At 67.5% G+C, this 18,247-nt stretch carries 19 protein-coding genes; 6 read left to right on the top strand and 13 right to left on the bottom strand.

The features are described from left to right. Window positions 1-59: 59 nt before the first annotated feature. Window positions 60-2,249 carry a TonB-dependent siderophore receptor gene (locus tag ASG62_RS08635; RefSeq protein ID WP_162245971.1) on the bottom strand — a complete coding sequence of 730 codons (2,190 nt, stop codon included), beginning with the start codon at window positions 2,247-2,249 and terminating at the stop codon, window positions 60-62. A 165-nt stretch (window positions 2,250-2,414) separates the two neighbouring features. Beyond that, window positions 2,415-4,124 carry an ABC transporter ATP-binding protein gene (locus ASG62_RS08630; RefSeq protein WP_056687899.1) on the bottom strand — a complete coding sequence of 570 codons (1,710 nt, stop codon included), beginning with the start codon at window positions 4,122-4,124 and terminating at the stop codon, window positions 2,415-2,417. A 266-nt stretch (window positions 4,125-4,390) separates the two neighbouring features. Between ASG62_RS08630 and ASG62_RS08625 the strand changes: the two genes are divergently transcribed. Further along, complete coding sequence (locus tag ASG62_RS08625; protein WP_056687896.1) at window positions 4,391-6,025, top strand: FGGY-family carbohydrate kinase; 1,635 nt, start codon at window positions 4,391-4,393, stop codon at window positions 6,023-6,025. Between the two features lie 78 nt (window positions 6,026-6,103). Here ASG62_RS08625 and ASG62_RS08620 read toward each other — a convergent pair whose 3' ends face one another. The 3 genes from ASG62_RS08620 to ASG62_RS08610 form a co-directional block, all read right to left on the bottom strand. Continuing rightward, the gene (locus ASG62_RS08620; protein ID WP_056687893.1) at window positions 6,104-6,679 is read right to left on the bottom strand and encodes a DUF1349 domain-containing protein; all 576 of its coding nucleotides are present in this window, start codon (window positions 6,677-6,679) and stop codon (window positions 6,104-6,106) included. 124 nt (window positions 6,680-6,803) lie between these two features. Next, window positions 6,804-7,295 (bottom strand): MucR family transcriptional regulator, encoded by a 492-nt coding sequence (locus ASG62_RS08615; RefSeq protein WP_056687891.1) that lies wholly within the window; start codon window positions 7,293-7,295, stop codon window positions 6,804-6,806. Window positions 7,296-7,675: 380 nt separating this feature from the next. Beyond that, window positions 7,676-7,909: a hypothetical protein gene (locus ASG62_RS08610; RefSeq protein ID WP_056687889.1), complete on the bottom strand. Its 234-nt coding sequence runs from the start codon at window positions 7,907-7,909 to the stop codon at window positions 7,676-7,678. Window positions 7,910-8,084: 175 nt separating this feature from the next. Here ASG62_RS08610 and ASG62_RS08605 point away from each other — a divergent pair, with 175 nt between their 5' ends. Then, a complete protein-coding gene (locus ASG62_RS08605) occupies window positions 8,085-8,282 on the top strand; it encodes a hypothetical protein (RefSeq protein ID WP_056687886.1) in 198 nt (65 codons plus the stop codon). 235 nt (window positions 8,283-8,517) lie between these two features. Beyond that, complete coding sequence (locus ASG62_RS08600) at window positions 8,518-9,855, top strand: ABC1 kinase family protein (protein ID WP_056687883.1); 1,338 nt, start codon at window positions 8,518-8,520, stop codon at window positions 9,853-9,855. A gap of 177 nt (window positions 9,856-10,032) precedes the next feature. On the opposite strand, the gene ASG62_RS08595 is transcribed toward ASG62_RS08600, so the two are convergent. Both ASG62_RS08595 and ASG62_RS27170 read right to left on the bottom strand, forming a co-directional pair. Beyond that, a complete protein-coding gene (locus ASG62_RS08595; RefSeq protein WP_056687880.1) occupies window positions 10,033-10,212 on the bottom strand; it encodes a DUF3606 domain-containing protein in 180 nt (59 codons plus the stop codon). A gap of 125 nt (window positions 10,213-10,337) precedes the next feature. Then, on the bottom strand, window positions 10,338-10,502 hold the full coding sequence (locus ASG62_RS27170) for a hypothetical protein (protein WP_164470460.1): 165 nt from the start codon (window positions 10,500-10,502) through the stop codon (window positions 10,338-10,340). 254 nt (window positions 10,503-10,756) lie between these two features. On the opposite strand from ASG62_RS27170, the gene ASG62_RS08590 reads away from it, so the two are divergent. Continuing rightward, a complete protein-coding gene (locus ASG62_RS08590; protein WP_056687877.1) occupies window positions 10,757-12,178 on the top strand; it encodes an APC family permease in 1,422 nt (473 codons plus the stop codon). On the opposite strand, the gene ASG62_RS08585 is transcribed toward ASG62_RS08590, so the two are convergent. Then, window positions 12,171-13,823 (bottom strand): FAD-dependent oxidoreductase, encoded by a 1,653-nt coding sequence (locus tag ASG62_RS08585; RefSeq protein WP_056687874.1) that lies wholly within the window; start codon window positions 13,821-13,823, stop codon window positions 12,171-12,173. The two genes, ASG62_RS08590 and ASG62_RS08585, sit on opposite strands and share 8 nt — an antisense overlap. 449 nt (window positions 13,824-14,272) lie before the next feature. Here ASG62_RS08585 and ASG62_RS08580 point away from each other — a divergent pair, with 449 nt between their 5' ends. After that, window positions 14,273-14,734 (top strand): MarR family winged helix-turn-helix transcriptional regulator, encoded by a 462-nt coding sequence (locus tag ASG62_RS08580; RefSeq protein ID WP_056687872.1) that lies wholly within the window; start codon window positions 14,273-14,275, stop codon window positions 14,732-14,734. Between the two features lie 20 nt (window positions 14,735-14,754). Here the strand turns inward: ASG62_RS08580 and ASG62_RS08575 are convergent, their stop codons facing one another. Beyond that, window positions 14,755-15,072, bottom strand: coding sequence for a DUF6894 family protein (locus ASG62_RS08575; protein ID WP_056687869.1), 318 nt, complete (start codon window positions 15,070-15,072; stop codon window positions 14,755-14,757). A gap of 256 nt (window positions 15,073-15,328) precedes the next feature. Here ASG62_RS08575 and ASG62_RS08570 point away from each other — a divergent pair, with 256 nt between their 5' ends. Continuing rightward, window positions 15,329-16,033: a Crp/Fnr family transcriptional regulator gene (locus ASG62_RS08570; protein WP_320409367.1), complete on the top strand. Its 705-nt coding sequence runs from the start codon at window positions 15,329-15,331 to the stop codon at window positions 16,031-16,033. Between the two features lie 30 nt (window positions 16,034-16,063). Here the strand turns inward: ASG62_RS08570 and ASG62_RS08565 are convergent, their stop codons facing one another. From ASG62_RS08565 to ASG62_RS08550, 4 genes are all read right to left on the bottom strand, one after another. Continuing rightward, entirely contained in the window at window positions 16,064-16,309 is a 246-nt protein-coding gene (locus ASG62_RS08565) for a hypothetical protein (RefSeq protein ID WP_056687863.1), read from the bottom strand. A 168-nt stretch (window positions 16,310-16,477) separates the two neighbouring features. After that, window positions 16,478-16,996 (bottom strand): cupin domain-containing protein, encoded by a 519-nt coding sequence (locus ASG62_RS08560; protein ID WP_056687861.1) that lies wholly within the window; start codon window positions 16,994-16,996, stop codon window positions 16,478-16,480. Window positions 16,997-17,048: 52 nt separating this feature from the next. Continuing rightward, window positions 17,049-17,405 carry a hypothetical protein gene (locus tag ASG62_RS08555; protein ID WP_056687858.1) on the bottom strand — a complete coding sequence of 119 codons (357 nt, stop codon included), beginning with the start codon at window positions 17,403-17,405 and terminating at the stop codon, window positions 17,049-17,051. 1 nt (window position 17,406) lies between these two features. Beyond that, window positions 17,407-17,973 (bottom strand): SIS domain-containing protein, encoded by a 567-nt coding sequence (locus tag ASG62_RS08550; protein ID WP_056687855.1) that lies wholly within the window; start codon window positions 17,971-17,973, stop codon window positions 17,407-17,409. Window positions 17,974-18,247 lie beyond the last annotated feature (274 nt).

The raw sequence follows: 18,247 nt of genomic DNA, 5'->3' as shown, positions 1-18,247 counted from the left end.
AAAAGGGCCGGACGCCGAGGGGAAATCCCGTCGGCGTCAGGCCCTTTTCAGCTTTCGCGTCAGAACTTGTAGGCGAGGCTCGCGGAAATCTTGCGCGCGTCGCCGTAGAAGCAGGAATTGGCGTCCGGTCCGCACTGGACCGTTTCCTTGTCGAAGAGGTTCGAGGCGTTCAGCTGGGCGCGCCAGGTCGGCTTCTCGTAGGAAATGGCGGCATCGACCACCGTGTAGTCCGGCACCTTGAAGGCATTGGCGCGGTCGGCATAGGAGTCGCCGACATAGCGCACGCCGGCTCCGAGCCTCAGGCCCTCGGCCGCGCCGGACTGGATCGTGTAGTCGAGCCAGACCGAGCCGAACTCCTCGGGCGTGGCGGGCGTCACCTTGCCGAGATCGAGCTCGCCGGAGCGCGTCACTTCCAGATCCATTGCGGTGAAGGCGGCGAGCAGGCTGAAGCCGTTGCCGAGACCGATATTGGCCTCGAACTCGACGCCCTGCGACCGGATCTCGCCGGTCTGGACGCTGCGCGTGATGCCGTCGATGATCGCGCTGGTCACGACCTTGCTGCGCGTCAGATCGAAGAGCGAGGCGGTGAAGACCGCGTCGAGATCGGCCGGCTGATACTTGACGCCGACCTCGTACTGGTCGCCGTCGCCCGCTTCCAGCGGTGCGTTGGTGTCGGCATTGATGCCGACGACGGGCGTGAAGAAGTGGGAATAGCTGACATAGGGCGTGACGCCGTTGTCGAAGAGATAGGCCGCGCCCGCCCGCCCGCTGAAGGCGCCCTCGTCCGAGGAGGCGTCCCGACCATTGGCAAGCTGGTTGTCGAGATCGTTGGAGAGGAAGTCGTAGCGGCCGTTCAGCGTGACCACGAGCTTGTCGTAGGTCATCTGGTCCTGAAGGTAGAGGCCGGTCTGGTTCAGCGTCTGGACGTTGTCGATATAGGGCGGGTTGATCGGCCCGGCATTCAGCCCGTAGACCGGGTTCACGACGTTGATCGGGCGAAGGCTGCCCACGGCCTGGAAGTCGTCGATCTCGAAGCGGCGATAGTCGATGCCGCCGAGGAGCACATGGTCGACGGCGCCCGTGTCGAAGCGCGCCTCGCCCTGCGTGTCGATGTTGAACGAGTCCGCGTTCGGCGTCGTCAGGAAGTCGATGCGGTTGATGTCGGTCGTCGATCCCGGCGCGTAGCCGAAGCCGTAGACGACGCGGTAGGTCGAATCGAGATGGGCGTAGCGCGCGTTCTGGCGGACCGTGAACGTCTCGTTGAATTTATGCTCCAGCTCGTAGCCGATCATCGCCTGATCGCGCTCGAACGTGTCGACGCCGGGTTCGCTGGAGAAGTAGTCGCGCGGGATCTTGCCGTAGGCGGCGGGAACGACGGTTCCGACATAGGGCAGGAAGCCCGGCGTGTTGTTGGAATCGTCGTTCTGGTAGTAGCCGTAGACGGTGACGCTCGTGTCGGCGTCCGGCGACCAGTTGATGCTGGGCGCGACGACGCCTTCGAACTCGTCGCCCTCCTCGGCATACTGGTCGCCGCCGAAGAGCTTGGCGTTCAGCCGGTAGGACCAGATCGCCTGCTCGTCGAGCGGCCCGCCGGAATCCAGCGAGACGTAGCCCTGGCCCCATTCGTTGACGCCGACCTCGACCTCGCCCTGCTTCGTCTTGGTCGGGCGCTTGGAGACGAGATTGACGAGGCCGCCCGGCGAGGAGCCGCCGTAAAGCACGGAAGCCGGGCCGCGCAGGATCTCGACGCGGTCGAGCGTCGTCGGATCGACGCGCCAGGAGGAGAAGGCGGTCGAGAAGAGCGCGAGCCCGTCGAGGAAGAGACCGTCCGCCTCGGCGGGAAAGCCGCGGATGTTGAACCAGTCGAGGCGATTGTTGGAGCCGTATTTCTGCCCCTGGATGCCGGCGGAGTAGCGCGTCGCCTCGTCGACCGTCTGCACGTCGCGCTTGTCCAGCTGGTCGCGGCCGACGACGGAGACGACCTGCGGGGTCGCGCGCTGCGAGCCGGCGCCCTTCAGCGCGCTGGTCGCGCCCGCCGGCGTGGTGACGCCGCTCGAAGCCGCGCCGGTCGTGGCGCCGGAGCCGCTGCCTTCGAGCGTGACGGTCTCCAGCACGATCGGCTCGCTCGTCTGGGCCCCCGCCCCGACCGTCGCCGCCGTGAGCGCGCAGAGCGCGGCGCCGGATGTCAAAAGAGCGCGGCTTCGGCCGGCGAGTCGGCGAGCGGAATGGGCACGAGAGACTGGGCTCACCGGAGGCTCCTTTGAAATCAAGGCGATGCCCGTCGGTATGTAACATGATAGTAGGAGTCAACATTACAGGCGCTCGGGCGGCGTCGGCAGGTCCTTCGGCTCGGCGTTTCAGATCTCTGTGTCACGGTTTTGCCACATTGCGGCTTCGCCGGACGAAGGGGGCCTTCAGAACTGCGCGTCGTGCAGGCGGCGATAGGGCCCGCCCGCGCCGAGAAGGTCCTCGTGGTGGCCCTGTTCGGCAATGCCGTTCTCGTCGACGACGATGATGCGGTCGGCGTGGCGGATGGTGGCGAGCCGGTGGGCTATGATCAGCGTCGTGCGGCCCGCCGAGAGCTCCTGCAGCGAGGTCTGGATGGCGCGCTCCGTCTCCATGTCGAGCGCCGAGGTCGCCTCGTCGAGAATGAGGATCGCCGGGTTCTTGAGGAACATGCGGGCGATCGACAGGCGCTGCTTCTGCCCGCCCGAGAGCTTCACGCCGCGCTCGCCGACGATCGTGTCGAAGCCGCCGGGAAGGCGCAGGATCGTCTGCGTCAGGTGCGCCCGCTCGGCCGCCTCTCGGATCTCGTCCTCCGTGGCGCCGAGGCGGCCATAGGCGATGTTGTCGCGGATGGAGCCGCCGAAGAGGAAGACGTCCTGCTGCACGACGCCGATATGGCGCCGCAGCGAGGCGAGCGTCATGGCGCGGATGTCCTCTTCGTCGATCAGGATGCGCCCCGACGAGACCTCGTAGAAGCGCGGCACGAGCGAGCAGATCGTCGTCTTTCCCGCGCCCGATGGGCCGACGAAGGCGACCGTCTCGCCCGCCGCGATCTGGAAGCTGAGATCGGAGATGACGGGGCGCTCCGGCGTATAGCCGAAGGTCACGTGGTCGAAGCGGATCGCGCCCCGAACCGAGGAGACCGCGACGGCGTCCGCACGGTCCTCGATGTCCGGCGCGGTGTCGATGAACTCGGCATAGCGGCGGAAGCCGGCGACACCCTTCGGATAGGTCTCGATGACCGAGGCGATCTTCTCGACGGGGCGGAAGAAGACGTTGACGAGGAGGAGGAAGCCGACGAAGCCGCCCTGCGTCAGCGAGCCCGAGATCACGAACCAGGTTCCCGCGACCATGACGACGACCTGCGTCAGGCGCATCGAGAGGTAGTTCAGCGTCAGCGTCTTCGACATGATGCGATAGGCGTCGAGCTTGCGCGCCCGGTAGCGCCCGTTGTTGACGGCGAAGAGCGAGCGCTCGTGGTCCTCGTTGGCGAAGGCCTTCACCACGCGGATGCCGCCGACATTCTCCTCGATGCGCGTGTTGAAGTCGGCCACGCTGCCGTAGATCGAGCGCCAGGTCTGCGTCATCCGCCCGCCGTAGCGCGCGGTCAGATAGGTGCCGAAGGGCACGATGACGGCGGTGATGAGGGCGAGTTCCACATTGACCGACATCATCAGGAGGAAGGCCCCGATGAAGGTCATGATCGCGATGAAGAGGTCTTCCGGCCCGTGATGGGCGACCTCGCCGATCTCCTCCAGGTCCTTGGTCAGGCGCGCGACGAGATGTCCGGTCTTGTGGTTGTCGAAATAGGCGAAGGAGAGCTTCTGCAGATGGTCGAAGGCTTTGGCCCGCATGTCGGTCTCGATGTTGATGCCGAGCATGTGGCCCCAGTAGTTCACGACCGCCATCAGCCCTGTGTTGAGCACGTAGACGGCGAGAAGCCCGAGCGAGGCGAGCACGATGAGGTCCCATCGCCCGCTCGGCAGGAGGTCGTCGATGAAGAGGGCGACCGCGATGGGAAAGCCGAGCTCGAGAAGGCCGGAGACGACCGCCGAGCAGAAATCGACGAGGAACAGGCCGCGATAGGGCCGGTAGTAGGCGAAGAATCGGGAGAGCATGGCGCCGCTTCAAAACGGTTGCGGATCGGCCGCGAAGAGCCGGCCGGACAGCGCCCTTATCGATCTCCCACGCCGCGAGAGCAAGCGGCCCCGTCGCGGCGGGGCCAAGCGCGGCTCTGGAGGCGGCGAGCGATGCGTCGGCCTCGTCTCTTCGGCGAAAAGCCGTCGATGCCGCGCGGACGGCGTTGCCGCAAAGGCTCGTCGGCCGATATCCTGCCGCGACCGTCCCTCCGAAAGGGCCGGGAAAGCAAGCGGAACGGCATCCCATGAACGACCATTTCCTCGGCATCGACGTCGGCACGGGCAGTGCGCGCGCCGGGCTCTTCGACGGAGCGGGACGGCTCGTCGCGGTGGCGAAGCGCCCGATCCGAATGTGGCGGGAGGCCGGCGATATCGTCGAGCAGTCCTCCGAGGATATCTGGCAGGCCGTCTCGGCCTCCGTCCGCGAGGCGCTGGCGACGTCCGGCGTGTCGCCCACGAGCGTTCGCGGAGTAGGCTTCGACGCGACCTGCTCGCTCGTCGTCCTCGACGCGCAGGCACGGCCGCTCGCCGTCGGCCCGAGCGGCGAGCCCGAGCGCAACGTCATCGTCTGGATGGACCATCGCGCGATGGACCAGACGCGGCGGATCAACGCGACCGGCCATGCCGTGCTCGACTTTGTCGGCGGCACGATCTCGCCGGAAATGGAGACGCCGAAACTGCTCTGGCTGAAGGAAAACCAGCCGGAGACCTTCGCCAAGGCCGCCCATTTCTTCGATCTCGCCGATTTTCTCACCTTCCGCGCGACCGGAGCTGCGGAACGCTCCGTCTGCACCGTCACCTGCAAATGGACCTATCTGGCGCATGAGCGCCGCTGGGACCGCGACTATTTCGAGACGATCGGCCTCGGCGAACTCGCCTTCGACGGGTTCGCCCGCATCGGATCGCGGATCGTCGATATCGCGACGCCCCTCGGCAACGGCCTCACCGCGGCAGCCGCGGACGATCTCGGCCTTCGCCCCGGCCTTCCCGTCGGCGCCTCGCTGATCGACGCCCATGCCGGCGGCGTCGGCACGCTCGGCGCCGCCGGTGCCGACGGGAGCGCCGCCGATCCCGCATCGGAACTGGCGCTCATCATGGGCACCTCGCTCTGCTCGATGGCGCTGACGCGCGAGCCGGTCTTCGTCGACGGCGTCTGGGGCCCCTATTTCGGCGCGATGCTGCCGGGCTACTGGCTGCTCGAGGGCGGCCAGTCCGCCTATGGCGCGGCGCTCGACCACCTGATTGCGCTCCATCCCGCCCACGCCGCGACGCTGCAGGCTGCAACGGCGGAGGGCGCCACGATCTTCGACCGTCTGGAGGCGAACGCGATCCGTCTCGCCGGCTCGATCGACGCGGCGGCGGAACTGGCGGGCCGCCTCCATGTCGTGCCCGAGCTTCTCGGCAACCGCGCCCCGGAGGCCGATCCGCATGCGACCGGCGTTCTGGCGGGCCTGACCCTTGCCGCCGACGAAGAGGATCTGACCCGCCTCTTCGTCGCCGTGCTCTGCGGCCTCTGCTACGGCACGCGGCAGATCATCGAGGCCAATCGCGAAAAAGGCGTGAGCTTCGAGACGATCGTCGTCTCCGGCGGTGCCGCGCGCTCGCAGCTGCTGCGCCGGATCTTGTCGGACGCGTCCGGGCTCGACGTGGCGCTGCCGCAGACGCCGGAGCCCGTGCTTCTGGGCGCCGCCATGCTGGGCGCCGTCGCCTCCGGCGCCGTGCCCGATCTGGCGGCCGCCGCCGTCGCCATGTGCCATCGGGGCGCCACGATCCATCCCAACCCGCAGGCCGCCGACTTCCATCGACGCAAATACGAAGCCTTCCGTCTTCTCCAGCAAAGCGAGCGGCGAATTCGGGCTCTCTTCGCCGAGCCGGGATAGGACGCGAGGTGTCCCCGTTCGATCCGCTCCTGCCCGGAGCGTGTCGAGGCGACCGGACAAGTCGGTGAGGGAGGGGCGTCAGGTGAGGTCGTGCAGATCCTTGCCCAAGGGGGCAGAGACCTTGAAGTCGGAAAAGCAGACCTTCAGCCCGCTCCGCTCCGGCGTGCAGCACATGGGCCCCACGAAGTAGCGCTCGGCGCGCGGAAAGGGCGCCAGCCGCACGAGCGGCCACGTCGTCCCGTCGCCCGAGGCCTGCAGGCGAAGCACGCCCTCGCCGATCGTGACGCGCAGGAAGATGTCGGTCGGATCGCCCGCGAAAGGCCCGGTCGCCCAGTCCGACTGCCCGACTGTTAGGACGCTGCCGAGGCAGGCGGCGCCGTCGGACAGCTCGATGCCGGCCTTGATCCAGTGGGCCTCGTCGATCCGGACCATCAGCCCGGCCTGATCGTAGAGATGCTCGTAAGCGGCACGCACCCGCAGCGAAGCCGTGAAGGGACCGCTGCGTTGCAGGCCGAAGACATGGCCGCTATGGCGCGAAAAGCCATAATGGGTCTCGCGCCAGAAGTCGGTCCGGTCGTCCGTGACGACATCGAGCCCATCCTCGCCGAGCGACCAGGACTTCGGCTCGTTCAGCCATTCGCAGGCATCGAACATGGGACGGCGCCTCCTGCCGACGGCCCGTGTCGTCGGTGCATCCGGCCGTGGAAGACGCCGCGAAGGCCGCCGAACACTTGCGTGTCCGAGACCCTTCGCGGCGCGATCTCGATCCTTGCGATCGTTACTCGGCGGCTTCCTGCTGCTTGCGGGATGCGCGGGCCTTCGGCGCCTTCTGCGCGGGCTCGGCGGCAGTGCGCTCGCCCGGCTTGCGGCCGAGGCCCATGGTCTTGGCAAGAGCGGAGCGGGCGGCCGCATAGTTCGGCGCCACCATCGGATAGTCGGCGGGAAGTTTCCACTTGGCGCGGTAAGCGTCGGGCGTCAGATCGTAATGCGTCATGAGGTGACGCTTCAGCGACTTGAACTTCTTTCCGTCTTCCAGGCAGGTGATGTAGTCGTCCGTCACAGACTTCTTCACCGGCACCGCGGGAACCAGAGGTTCCGGCTCGGGAACGGCTTGCGCCGCGGTCGTCGTTGAGGTCAGCGCCGCGAAGACGGAGGAGATCAGCGCGGGAAGATCGGCTTCCGCCACGCGATTGTTGCTGACATAGGCCGCAACGATATGGATCGTCTGATCGAGCATCATCGCCTGGTCGAAAGTGTTTTCCGAATCCATTCTAAAATCCTTGTGTCCCGTAGTATCCAAATCAATCTTCTCGTCGCAAAATAAGGCGGCCGCCGATCTTTAGCAACATAGGAAAAAACCGAAGTTCGCTCTTTCTCATGGTCGGTTGTCGATCTCGACGTTGCGTCGCCAAATCTTCGGGTCTTGGCCGTAGATCGGGGAAAAGGACCGAAGGCTTCCTATGGGCAGGGCGCGCGGTTTCCGTTCCCCGGCGGTGACGGCAGGCGGGAGCGCTCGGCCGGAAACGGCGTGCCATCGCAAGTAGGAAGAGCGCGCCGGGGCCGCGTTGCTGTCGTCGCAGCCTTCCCGAAAGAAGAGACGAGCACGGCAGCTCAAAGGCCTTGTGTCTTTCCAATGCCGGGTCGGCATTCTCACAGCGGCGGGGGCTGCCACCCTTCCGCGCGGCATTCGGCCAGTTGCTGCTTCTCGGTGTCGGTGGCGCCGTCGGGATGGGCGGATCGGACGATGGCGACGCAGCGCTCCTGCCGGTCGACGACCTCGAGTTCGCCGTCGAACTGGCGGACCCCGATGGCGACGACGCCCGCAAGGACGACGACGCCGCCGGCGATCAGCGCGAAGAGCTTGTTGCGCGTTCCAAATCTCATCGTGGACGTCTCCTCGCCGGCAGCCCTCCGACCGATCCGGTCGGCTGCGACACGTCCCGAGATAAGGCTCCGCCGCCGCTCAACCAGACCCGGATGGAGGCGCCTCCAGTCCGGCCCAAGGATCGGGGGCCAGGATGATCCTTAACAACCCCGTCCTTGTCTGCGAGACCCGGCGATGACCTACAGCGAAGTCGTGAACGCGCTTTCCAAGTGCAGCATGGACGAAGAGGAAGCGCTGGCTCTGGCCTGCTGCGACGATCTTCTGGAACTCTGCGAGATGGCGGCCGCCGAGGTGAAGATGGCGGGGCAGTTCCACGACGTGCGCATGGACATCCCGCTGCAGCGCCACGTCATCCGCCGCCGCCTGCATTGATGCCGACGGCCGGATGCGTCGGCATCCTCGGCCGTTGATATGAGCTGCGTTCGAGGCTCGAAGCATTCGCAAAAGAAACACCGAGGCTCGTCGTCGGCGACGTTCGGGTTAGGCGCACCGCCGCCTCGCCCGGGTGTTACGATGCGCCGCAGCGCCTCGCCTCGCTGGGGACGAAGTCCGGGCCGCAATCGGGAAGGGTGGCCGCAAGGGGCCACGTCTCGAAAGGCCGGTTCTCGTGGCGCCTCGCTTTCCCTCCGCCGGCGGCTCGGCCGTGCCCAGCCGCCGCCTCTCGCGGCTTGCCCGGTTGGGCGGCATGGCGACGGGGCTCGCCGGCGGCATGCTGCTCGACGGGGCGCGCCAGTTGGCTCGCGGGGAGCGGCCCCGTTTGGAAGACCTTCTCCTGACCCCCGGCAATGTCCTGCGCGTGACCGAGCAGCTGTCGCATCTGCGGGGCGCGGCGATGAAGATGGGCCAGCTTCTGTCGATGGAGGCCGGCGACATCCTGCCGCCCGAACTCTCCGCCATCATGGCAAGGCTTCGCGCCGATGCCGAGCCGATGCCGGTCCGCCAGCTCCAGTCGGTGCTCGATCGCGAATGGGGGCCGGGCTGGCTCGACCGGTTCGAACGCTTTCCGTTCCGGCCGATCGCCGCCGCCTCGATCGGTCAGGTCCACCGCGTTCGCACCAAAGACGGGCGGGACCTTGCGATCAAGATCCAGTATCCCGGCGTCCGGCGCAGCATCGACAGCGACGTCGACAATGTCGCGACGCTCCTGCGCATGTCCGGCATCGTGCCGCGCCATCTCGACATCGCGCCTCTGCTCGGCGAGGCCAAGCGGCAGCTGCGCGAGGAGGCCGACTACGAGCGCGAGGCGGACTGCCTGGACCGCTTCGGGGACTTGCTGCGGGACGACGACAACTTCAGGCTCCCCGCCGTGCATCGCGATCTCACCGGCACGAACGTCCTTGCCATGTCCTATCTGGAGAGCGTTCCGATCGAAACGCTGGACGCCGCGCCGCAGGAGGAGCGCGACCGGATCGCGGGACTGCTGATCGACCTGGCCTTGCGCGAACTCTTCGACTTCCGGCTGATGCAGACCGATCCGAACCTTGCCAATTACCGCTACGATCCCTCGACGCGGCAGATCGTGCTTCTCGATTTCGGCGCGACGCGCGCCTTCGAGCCGGGCTTTTCCGAAGGGTGCCGGGTGCTCGCCGCGGCCGGCCTGTCCGACGATCGCGGCGCCGCCGAGGCGGCGCTGACGGCGCTGGGCCTCATCGACGGGGCCGTGCCCCAGCGCCATCGCGAGAAGGTCATGGCCATGTTCGACACGGCGAAGGGGCCGCTCCTGGCCTCCGACACGTTCGACTTCGGCGACACGAACTATCTGAGGAGACTGCGCGAGGAGGGCCTGGAGTTTGCCGGCGAGCGGGATGGCTGGCGCCTGCCGCCGACCGATACGCTGTTTCTCCAGCGCAAGTTCGGCGGAACCTATCTCATGGCCGCGCGGCTGAAGGCGCGCGTCGGCGTCAGGGCGCTACTGGCGCGGCATGTGGGAGGGCGCGAGGCCTGATCCCGTCCGGCCCGACCGTATCGGGAAGCGTTCGGGGATGGCGAGATCTCGAGCGATCCCTCCGGGCGGCGGCGAGTGCTTGCGATCCCGAACCGAAGCACCCCTGCGCGCCGCCGGGCGATGACACAGCGCCGCCTTGCGCATCCAGCGGATCGCCAGGGCGCGCGGCGTCCGGGATCAGGCGTCCCGGGCCGCCATGTGCGAGTCCAGCTTCTTGCGGGACGGGCCGTATCGCTTGATGATCGTCTTCGCCTCGCCGATGGGCAGGCCGTACTTCTTGGCGAAGGCATCGGCCTCGTACGGCTCCTCGCCGGGCGCCGTCTTCGGACCCTTGCCCGCAGGTTTGCTATTCGACATGTCTGAATTCCCGATGGACTGATTTTAGAGTTTGTCAGGGATAGGTGGGAGCCGGTTATCCCGAAAAGACAAACGACGACAAAGGAATCGAGAGCCCGTCTGGTTCAGCGCGAACCTGACAGGTTCTAGGTCGTCGTCTCGGCGCTGGATGTCGGCTCCGATGCCTCGGACCCGTCCGCGCCGGCATCGGCCGGACCCTTGGACGCCTTGGCCGCGGCCTTCTCGGCCTTCTTGGCGGCCTTGGCCTTGTCGCGCTCGCGACGCTCGAAATCGAAGTTCGGCTTTTTCATTTGCGCTCCTGTCGGTGAATGCGTCGCCCGCATATGGGGTATCCGGCGCGGGAAAGCGACAGACCTCGGCAAGATCGGCGTTCGCGGGCCCGCATGCGTCCCGCGAGCGGAGCGTCGTCCGCGGAGGAGCCCCCGAGCCCGCCGCGCTCGAGACGGGCGGAAACGTTCCTCGAAGCCGGGCCGGATCACTGTCTTTTTATGTAGGGAGCGACATGTTTCCGCCAAAGGGTCTGTAGCGTTTGGGAGGGCAGGGCATGTCGGTGAACGCGGTTCAGGGCGGGAGCGCCGGAGGGGTCGGCTCGGGCGACGAGGGTCTTCAGCGGGTGATGGGGCCGAAGCTCCTTCTCCTCTTCATCGTCGGCGACATCCTGGGAACGGGCGTCTACGCGCTGACCGGCCAGGTCGCGGCCGAGGTCGGCGGCGTCGTCTGGCTGCCCTTCCTCGTCGCCTTCGGCGTCGCGCTTCTCACCGCCTTTTCCTATCTCGAACTCGTCACGAAATATCCGAAAGCCGCCGGCGCCGCGCTCTACACGCACAAGGCCTTCGGCATCCATTTCGTCACCTTCATCATCGCCTTCGCCGTGATGGCCTCGGGCATCACCTCCGCCTCGACGGCGAGCCGCGCCTTCGCCGCCAATATGTCAGCCGCCTTCGACCTCGATCTGGCGGGATGGGACGTGACGCTGACGGCGCTCGCCTTCATGGCGCTGGTGGCCATCGTCAACGTCCGCGGCGTCGGCGAAAGCGTGAAGGCCAATGTCGTCCTCACCCTCGTGGAGCTGACCGGCCTCCTCATCATCATCACGATCGGCCTCTGGGCGATCATGGGCGGGCAGGGCGACGTGTCGCGGATCTGGACCTTCGAGCCGGCGGGCGACAAGGGCATGTTCTGGAGCGTCATCACGGCCACCACGCTCGCCTTCTTCGCCATGGTCGGCTTCGAGGATTCGGTGAACATGGCCGAGGAGACCAAGGACCCCGTGCGCATCTTCCCCAAGGTGCTGCTCGGCGGCCTGCTCGTCACGGGCCTCATCTACGTGCTCGTCTCGATCTCCGCGATCACGCTCGTGCCGGCCGCCGAACTCGGCGAGGGCGATACGCCGCTCCTCAAGGTGGTCCAGGCCGGCGCGCCGGGCTTTCCGATCGGCATCTTCGGCGTCATCACCATGTTCGCCGTCGCCAATTCCGCGCTGATCAACATGCTGATGGCGAGCCGCCTCGTCTACGGGATGAGCCGCGAGCATGTGCTGCCGGGCATCTTCGGCCGGGTGCATCGCGGCCGCCGCACGCCGCATGTCGCGATCCTCTTCACGACGCTGCTCGCCGTCGGCCTCATCACCTTCGTCGGCGAAGTTCCCGCTCTCGGCGGCACGACGGCGCTGCTGCTGCTCGGCGTCTTCACCGTCGTCAACGTCGCCGTCCTCGTGCTGCGCAAGGACAAGGTGCCCCACAAGCACTTCCGCACCCCGACCGCGCTGCCCGTTCTCGGCGCCCTGTCCTGCGCCTTTCTCGTCGGTCCCTGGACGGGCCGCGATCCCGTCCAGTATCTCGTCGCGGCCATCCTCCTGGCGATCGGCGTCGCGCTCTGGTTCGGCACCGTCGCCTTCATGCGCTCGCGCAAAGGCTCCCCCGACACGTCCATGAGCCATCTCGACGTCGACGGACCCGTCAACTGACGGGTGCCGCCGTCCCGGCCGCCTGCTCGGCGATCATCGCGTGAATCTGGGCGACCACTGCGGCGCCTTCGCCGACGGCGGCCGCGACCCGCTTGGTGGACCCCGCCCTCACGTCTCCGACCGCGAAGACGCCGGGCACGCTCGTCTCCAGCGAGAGTCTGGATCGGCCGGTCACGACGAAGCCCTTCGCGTCCGTCTCGACGCAGTCCTTCGTCCAGGCGGCATTCGGATCGGCTCCGATGAAGAGAAAGAGATGGCGCAAGGGGATGCGAAGGGGCGCTTCGCCCCCGCGGCCCTCGAAGGTGACGGCGCGAAGGCCCGACGCGGCGTCTCCCTCCAGCTGCACGGCCTCGTAGCCCTGGTGGATCGTGACGTTCGGCAGGCTCTCGATGCGCTCGATGAGATAGCGCGACATGGTCTGCGACAGCGCGCGCCGCACGACGAGATGCAGCCGTTCCACCTGCGGGGCGAGGAAGACGATCGCCTGTCCCGCCGAATTGCCGCCGCCGACGAGGGCAATCTCCTCGCCCGCGCAAAGGCGGGCCTCGATCGGCGAGGCCCAATAGGAGACGCCGGCGCCCTCGAACAGCGCGAGATCGGGCAGATCCGGCTTTCGGTAATGGGCCCCGGACGCGATGACGACGGAGCGCGTGCGCAGGCTCTGGCCGTCCGACAGGACGAGCGACAGGCCCGCCTCGGTGCAGTCCAGCCGTTCGACCTCGACGGGAACGGCGATCTCGGCGCCGAACTTCAGGGCCTGGTTGAAGGCGCGGCCGGCCAGCGCCCGGCCGGAAATGCCGGTGGGAAAGCCGAGATAGTTCTCGATCCGCGACGAGGCGCCGGCCTGGCCGCCGGTCGACTGCGCGTCGAGGACGACGACCCGCAGGCCTTCGGAGGCCGCATAGACGGCGGTGGCGAGCCCCGCCGGTCCCGCCCCGACGACGGCGACGTCGTAGATCTCGGCGGGATCGAAGGCCGGCGTCATGCCGAGGCAGGCCGCCACGTCGCGGTCGCTCGGCCGCTTGAGGATCGCGCCGCTCGGGCAGACGACGAGCGGCAGGTCGTCGGCGCCGAGCCCCGCCCGCTCGATCAGCGCGCGCCCCTCGTCGTCGGAATCGGCATCGAGCGTCAGGACGGGAAAGCCGCTGCGGGTGAGGAAGCCCTGCAGGCGCACGATCTCCCGGCTGCCGGGCGCCCCGATCAGGATCGTCCCGGCGCCGCCCTCCGCGATCAGCGCGACCCGGCGCAGGATCAGCGCCCGCATTACGGTCTCGCCGACATCGGCCGAGCCGACCATGAGCGCGCGAAGATGCGCGGGATCGAAGGGCAGGGCGGTGCAGCCTTCCGGCCCGGCATGCGCCCCGACCAGCGAGGGCCGCCCGGCGAGCTGCGCGACCTCGCCGGTGAACTGGCCGACCCCGTGATGGGTGATCGGCGCCTCGCGGCTCAGCCCGTCCCGGCGCACGACGTCGATCGCGCCGGCGAGGATGAGCCAGGCGGGCGCGCCGGTCGCGGCGATCTCGTAGATGGTCTCGCCGGGCCCGAAGACCCGCTCCGCCCCGCTGGCGAAGCGCCGGGCCGAGGCGATCTGGGCAGCGTCCAGCACCGGAAACATCTGATGCTCGCGATGGCCGATGTCGCTCATCCCGTTCTCCTTCTGCGTCGGACGCGGGGGCAAACCCGATGGCGAGCCCGGCGGCGTTTTTCGGCGCGGTCGCGGTCGGCCCATCAGGAGGGCGAGAGGACGGCTTGCGCAAGAGGCGATCGACCGGGCGCCCGCCCGAACGACGACAGGCCGGCGACGTAGAGCCGGGCCGCTCCCGGCGTCGAGCGGCAGGTCGTCCGCGGTATGAGGATCGCCGGGCCCGCTCGATCCCGCGCGTTCACAGCGTCACGAAACACGCGGGCACGGACCTGCCGAACGCGCCGCGCCCCTTGCCGATCTCGTCGTGTCAGGCCGTGCGACTGCCGCGGACCCCTTATGCGACGCAGGCCGTTTCGACATTTGGCGATGTCTCGCTTGGTGAAATCCATGTCCGGGAATACAAAGGAAGACTGACGAATGCGAACTCGTTTTTTCAAGACGGATGACGGATGATGACCGCTTTTGAGCCTATCGGTTCCGCCGATTCCGATATCGTGCCTTTGCTGATCGGCATTTCCAAATCGATGCGCGCGCTCCACGGAATCAAGCTCGCCAAGCTCGGCTTCCACAACGGGCAGGACGAGCTTCTGCTCGCGGCGGACGCCCGGGGCATCACCATTTCCGCGATCGCCGACCAGCTTTCGATCCGGCCGTCCACCGTGTCCAAGATGATGGATCGTCTGGTCGCCAGGGGAATGGTCGAGCGGATCGGCGACGTCCGGGATGCCCGCCGCACGCTCGTGCGCATTACCCCCGCAGGCTTGAAGGCTCGAAGCCAGCTTCTGGAGGCAAGGCGGGAGCTGGAGGAGGAGTTCGTCCGGGCCTTCGGCCGGGACCAGTGCCCGGCCATCGCCGCCAGTCTGGCCGAGTGTCAGGTGCATCTGACGAACCGGCTGAACCGTCTTCGATAGGGATGGGGCGGATCGGGCTTTCAGTGCGCTTGGCGGCGGCGAAAGCCCTTGGCGGAGAGCGGCGGGTGCCCGCCGCGGTCGAGAACGGGCTCGGACGCTGTCATGCCCGTCAGGAGGACGGAGGCGAAGGAGAGCAGGAGAACGACCCTGTCTTCGGCGTCCCGCACCTCCAGGGTCGTGTCCACGTGCAGCGGCGTTCCGGTCCTGATCCGCTCCGCGATGATGTCGCGGGCGCACTGGACGGCCTCTTGCCGCGCCAGCTCGGCGTCCTCGAGTTCGGCGCCTTCCATGTCCCTGACGATCTCGTCGTGATGGCGAATGTGGAAGAAGTAGCGCACTCTGCGGCCTTTTTTCTCAACAGCGCTCAAAGCTTATCACTGGGTAAATGGGGAACAATGTAAAAAACGTACAGAAGGCAGAATGGCGGAACCGTCCGCTGACTATTCATCTGTTTACTGGTATCTCACCCCCACTGCCACGATATTGAATGCAGTAAGCCGAAATTACTGCGGACTCAGTAATGAGCGCGGGCTCTCCCCGACGAGGGGGAACCTCATGTCGTTGCCGATGCAAAAGGCGTGCAGGAATCGCATCTTGCAGGCGGTTTCCCCCCAGAGCTTCGCCAAGCTCCAGCCGCATCTGGAGCACGTCGAGCTTCCCCTGAAGACGGTGCTCGTCGAGCCTCGGGAAGCAACGTCGCATCTGATCTTTCTCGAAAGCGGTCTGGGCTCCAATATCGCCTTTTCCGGCGGCGAGGAGAACGAGCAGATCGAGGTCGGCCATATCGGCCGGGAGGGCATGTCCGCCATCCATCTCGTCCTCGACGTCGACCGCACCTCCAACGGGACCTTCATGCAGGTCGCGGGCTCGGGCTATCGCATCCTGGCGACGCATCTCCTTCAGGCCATGGAGGAGGATCGCGCCCTCGACAGGCTGATGCGCCGCTATGTCTACACCTATCAGATCCAGCTCGCGCAGTCGGCCCTGGCCAACGGACGCTTCAACATGAACGAGCGGCTCGCCCGCTGGCTGTTGATGTGCCACGACCGGCTGGACAGCGCGGACCTTCCGCTCACTCACGACTTTCTGTCGCTCATGCTGGGTGTCCGTCGGGCCGGGGTCACGAACGAGATCCACGTTCTGGAAGGCCTCGGGGCGATCAAGGCCACGCGCGCCCGGGTGCAGATCCGCGACCGGGTCCGGCTCGAGGAGATCGCGGGTGCCTGCTACGGCATACCGGAGCGCGCCTACGATCGGCTGATCGGCGGCTCGTGGGCCGCGCCGGCCACGGCCAACTGATCGAGCCCGCCCGGCTGCACCGCGGCGCTCTCAGGCGGTTCCCAGCCGGATGATCCCTTCGTAGAGCGCGATGGCGACGGCATGCGTCCGGCTTCGCGTTCCCAGCTTGCGGTAGAGCGAGGCAAGGTAAAGGTCGATCGCCTGCTCCCCGAGGTCAGGCTCGAGGCCGAGATCCAGGCTCGGCGTCGTCTCCGATCCGCCGGCTGCGAGCGCCTGCAGGCAGCGGATGTCGCCCGGCGAGAGATCGCGCGGCGGGCGTTCGCTCGGCTGGTCCATCCCCGCTCCCAAGGCCCTTCTCGTTCCCCATTCCGCCTTGGTAGAGCGACAGTCCTTCCGGCATCAACGGCCCGAGCCCGCTCCAGACGAAACCGTACGAAGCGAGGCGAGCGTACGAAACCGTACAAAGCTCTCCGCGGATGGTCCCGCGCGTTTCCCTCCGGCCGATCAGGGATGGGAGTGAATGGGGTCGGTCCAGTAGACCTCCTCGGGCTTCTCCACCGGATCGACATCGGTGATGTTGACCACCACCGCCTCGTTGTCCGAGCGCACCAGGACGCATTGCAGCGGCTGGGTCGGGTCGGCGTTGATCTCCTGGTGCGGCACGTAGGGCGGCACGAAGATGAAGTCGCCGGGCCCTGCCTCCGCGACGAATTCCAGGCGGTCGCCCCAGCGCAGCCGCGCCCGTCCGCTGACGACGTAGATCACGCTTTCCAGCGCGCCGTGATGATGGACGCCGGTCTTGGCGTCCGGCGCGATGCTGACCGTGCCCGCCCAGATCTTCTGCGCCCCGACGCGCGCGGCGTTGATCGCGGCCTGCCGGAACATGCCCGGCGTCTGCGGCGTGTTGGCGTCCAGCGCGTCGCCCCTGATGACGCGGATGCCGTCATGCTTCCAGCGCGGCTCGCCCGCCGCAGGATCGTGTGACGCTGAATGCCCATGCGAATGATCATGCTCGTCGCCCATCGACGCCTCCCGAAACCCGCCGCGACCGTCCTGTCGCGGCGGCTCGATCCTCTCACGCTTTTCGATCGGCGCGAACCTGCGGCGCCGGGATGGCCGGCCGGACCCCCGGCTGGCCCACAGGCTGGAAAGCCAGGACGAAGTCGATCACCTTGTCCGGCGCCATCTCGCAGGGCTTCAGAAGGGTCCGCTCCCCCAGGCGGTAGAGATTGCAGCTGACGTGGTCGCCGCCGCCGAGCGCCTCGCCGAAGAGCCAGCTTCGCCGCCCGTCCTCGGACATGCGCACCGTCACGCCATAGCGCCGGCCGCGATAGAGGCCTTCGCTGTAGCCGGCGGGAAGGGCGGCGAACCGATCGAGAAATGCGTCGCTGGGAGCGCTTCCGGCCTTCGGTGGTTCCGGCGCGAGCCGCATCCTATTCGAGATTGGTGTGACGGGCGCGCATCGCCTCGGGCGTGACGTTCAGCCGGTCGCGCAGCTTCAGGATCATCACCTCGAAGAGCACGAAGAGCGCGCCCTCGTAGAGCGAGCCCATCGGCAGGACCGAGCTGCGCGCCGTCCCCTGGTCGTCCGCCATCGTCTGGGCCGGCAGGAGAAGCACCTCGTCGGCCATCCGGGCGGCCCGGCCCTCCGGCTGCGCCGTGATCGCGAGGACCTTGGCGCCCGCCTTTTTCGCCACGTCGATCAGCGCGACGGCGGTGGAGATCTCGCCGGGCCCGACGGTCAGGAGGAAGAGATCGCCCGACCCGACCGGAGGCGTCGTCATGTCGCCCTCGACCGCGACGGGAACGCCCATGTGATAGAGGCGCATGGCAAAGCCCATGATCTGAAGGCGCTCGCGGCCGCCGCCGAAGACGACCGTCGTTCCAGCGCCGGCGATCGCCTCGACGGCCGCGTCGACCTTGGCATCGTCGATGCGCTCGAAGACCGTGCCGAGCTCGGCGATGGCGTTCCGGTAGATGGGGTTCGTCGGGCTGTTCACGGGATCGGGTGTCCTTGTCCTCGGAAGAGGCGTGGTCGCCTCGGTCGAACGGAGGTCTCCGGCGCGTCGGCTTCGAAGGACGCTCGCCGACATCCTCCTGGCGCCGATGGGTGCCATCGACCATCGCGCGTTCGATCGAACCTAGCGTGCGAGCGCTACCGGGAAAGATGGCGCGCCGGGGCGCGGACGGAAAGCGAAGCGGCGATGCCGCCGATCGGATCGACGAGGACGAGCTGGCGGAGGTCCGCACCAATGAGAAAAGGGACCGCCCTCC

This window comes from Aureimonas sp. Leaf427 (assembly GCF_001425485.1).
In the GTDB taxonomy this organism is placed as follows: domain Bacteria; phylum Pseudomonadota; class Alphaproteobacteria; order Rhizobiales; family Rhizobiaceae; genus Plantimonas.
Note: the sequence above shows the minus strand (reverse complement) of the source record. Positions and strands in the feature narration are given on the sequence as shown.

Coding starts and splice junctions, on each gene's coding strand:
- ASG62_RS08555 (WP_056687858.1), bottom strand. CDS start 17,405: ATGCGGCTCGCGCCGGAACCACCGAAGGCCGGAAGCGCTCCCAGCGAC.
- ASG62_RS08625 (WP_056687896.1), top strand. CDS start 4,391: ATGAACGACCATTTCCTCGGCATCGACGTCGGCACGGGCAGTGCGCGC.
- ASG62_RS08590 (WP_056687877.1), top strand. CDS start 10,757: ATGTCGGTGAACGCGGTTCAGGGCGGGAGCGCCGGAGGGGTCGGCTCG.
- ASG62_RS08560 (WP_056687861.1), bottom strand. CDS start 16,996: ATGGGCGACGAGCATGATCATTCGCATGGGCATTCAGCGTCACACGAT.
- ASG62_RS08615 (WP_056687891.1), bottom strand. CDS start 7,295: ATGGATTCGGAAAACACTTTCGACCAGGCGATGATGCTCGATCAGACG.
- ASG62_RS08605 (WP_056687886.1), top strand. CDS start 8,085: ATGACCTACAGCGAAGTCGTGAACGCGCTTTCCAAGTGCAGCATGGAC.
- ASG62_RS08610 (WP_056687889.1), bottom strand. CDS start 7,909: ATGAGATTTGGAACGCGCAACAAGCTCTTCGCGCTGATCGCCGGCGGC.
- ASG62_RS08595 (WP_056687880.1), bottom strand. CDS start 10,212: ATGTCGAATAGCAAACCTGCGGGCAAGGGTCCGAAGACGGCGCCCGGC.
- ASG62_RS08565 (WP_056687863.1), bottom strand. CDS start 16,309: ATGGACCAGCCGAGCGAACGCCCGCCGCGCGATCTCTCGCCGGGCGAC.
- ASG62_RS27170 (WP_164470460.1), bottom strand. CDS start 10,502: ATGAAAAAGCCGAACTTCGATTTCGAGCGTCGCGAGCGCGACAAGGCC.
- ASG62_RS08620 (WP_056687893.1), bottom strand. CDS start 6,679: ATGTTCGATGCCTGCGAATGGCTGAACGAGCCGAAGTCCTGGTCGCTC.
- ASG62_RS08580 (WP_056687872.1), top strand. CDS start 14,273: ATGATGACCGCTTTTGAGCCTATCGGTTCCGCCGATTCCGATATCGTG.
- ASG62_RS08585 (WP_056687874.1), bottom strand. CDS start 13,823: ATGAGCGACATCGGCCATCGCGAGCATCAGATGTTTCCGGTGCTGGAC.
- ASG62_RS08630 (WP_056687899.1), bottom strand. CDS start 4,124: ATGCTCTCCCGATTCTTCGCCTACTACCGGCCCTATCGCGGCCTGTTC.